Source organism: Mesorhizobium humile, from assembly GCF_033977215.1.
In the GTDB taxonomy this organism is placed as follows: Bacteria; Pseudomonadota; Alphaproteobacteria; order Rhizobiales; family Rhizobiaceae; genus Mesorhizobium; species Mesorhizobium humile.
Genome location: NZ_JAVIIV010000061.1, coordinates 1 through 1,710, shown reverse-complemented (window position 1 = coordinate 1,710; position 1,710 = coordinate 1). Strand labels below are relative to the sequence as shown.

Sequence of the window (1,710 nt, the reverse complement as noted above, 5' to 3'; positions counted from 1 at the left end):
CTGGGCATCCCCTATGCCGGCTCCGGCCGTCCCGCCGTCGCCAAGACCGACCGGATCATTCCGCTCCTGGTTCCGAAGTCAGGCGGCTGACTTGCAACTGTCGGGGCGCTGGCCGCGCTCCGCTTATAGCTGTTTCTCGTTCTGCAAACGTTGCGACGCCTCTAGGTCACGGAATGGATCCTAGGTCTCCGCGACGTCGCTTCGCGACTGCTTCGCCCTAGGATGACGAAATCCATTTTTGCCAGCCGATAATCACAAGCGTTGGAGATTATCCGAGGCCGTCCTTCCGTACGTTTGCTAGGAACAAAACGGTGCAGAAAAAGGGTTCGCAAACAAACACTTCCCACCCGATTGCGAACTCACACCGTCTTCATCCATTTCGCCAGGCGATGGGCCGCTTCCTCGAGCTGATCGAGGCGGCGGTGGAAGCATAGTCTGAGAAAGGCTTCGCCGCCGGGACCGAAGGCGGTGCCGGGCGCCAGGCCGACATTGGCGTTGTCGACGATGTCGAAGGCGGCTTTTCGGGAATCGGTGAGGCCGTCGACCCTGAAGAACAGATAGAAGGCGCCCTGCGGCACGGTGAAACGCGCCTTGCCGGTTTCGCCCAGGATGCCGCAGACGAGGTCGCGGGCGGCATGCGCGCGCTCCACCTGTTCGGCGATAAAGCCGTCACCCTCGTCGAGGGCGGCGACCGCGCCGCGCTGCATGAACTGGGCGACGCCGGAGTTCGAGTACTGGATCAGGTTTTCGAACACCTGCTGCAAGGCGGGGTGGGTCTTGATCCAGCCGACGCGCCAGCCGGTCATCGCCCAGTTCTTGGAAAAGCTGTTGACGAACAGAATGCGGTCCTCGGGCGTGGCAATGTCGAGGAAGGACGGCGCGCGGCCATGGCCGTAGTGGAACAGCGAATAGATCTCGTCGGCAATGATCCACAGGCCCTTTTGGCGGGCGAGATCGAGGATCGCCTGGAGCGTCTCCCGATCGGCGGTCCAGCCGGTCGGGTTGGACGGCGTGTTGATGAACAACAGCTTCGTGCGCGGCGTGACCGCGGCGGCGATCTTGTCGACGTCGCAGGACCAGCCATTGCCGGACTGGTCGAGGGTGACCGGCACCGGCACGGCGCCCGCCACGCCGGCGGCCGCGGCGAAGTTCGGCCAGGCGGGCGAGAGGTAGATAACCTCATCGCCGCTGCCGGCGATCGCGTCGATAGCCAGCTGGATGGCATGCATGCCGGATCCGGTGACGATGAATTCTTCCTCGGCGAAGGTCTTGCCGAAGTGCCTGGCGTAGTAGCGGGCGAGCGCCTGCCTGAGCGCGGGAATGCCCCTCTGCCAGGTGTAGAAAGTCTCGCCGTCGGCCAGTCCCTTGGCGGCGGCATCGCTGATGAAGGCCGGCGTCGGCAGATCGCCCTCACCGGCCCAGAGCGGGATCAGGCCTTCGCGCAGGCGGCCATGATTGACGACGGCGACAATGCCGCTTTCAGGGGCAGCTCGGGCCTCGGTGCGCAAGGTCTCGATAAGGGTCATGGGCAAAATCCATATTCGTCTCGTGAGCGCTCTTACCAGATCGCCAAACGGAAAACCCCGGCCGCGGGCGGCCGGGGTTTTGGTCCAGAGCGCCCGCTCTGCGTTATCTCTTGGCGAGCAGGTCGCGGATTTCGGTCAGAAGCTGCACATCGGCAGGCGGCGGCGCGGCGGCAGGGGCCGGCTT

1 protein-coding gene and 1 pseudogene are annotated in these 1,710 nt (G+C 64.4%); both read right to left on the bottom strand.

Annotated elements, in window-relative coordinates; genetic code table 11:
- Positions 1 to 359: 359 nt before the first annotated feature.
- Positions 360 to 1,526 (bottom strand): pyridoxal phosphate-dependent aminotransferase, encoded by a 1,167-nt coding sequence (locus RFM52_RS32680; RefSeq protein WP_320297647.1) that lies wholly within the window; start codon positions 1,524 to 1,526, stop codon positions 360 to 362.
- A 103-nt stretch (positions 1,527 to 1,629) separates the two neighbouring features.
- Positions 1,630 to 1,710 (bottom strand): annotated as a pseudogene (mscL, locus tag RFM52_RS32675) (large conductance mechanosensitive channel protein MscL); the annotation flags it as partial.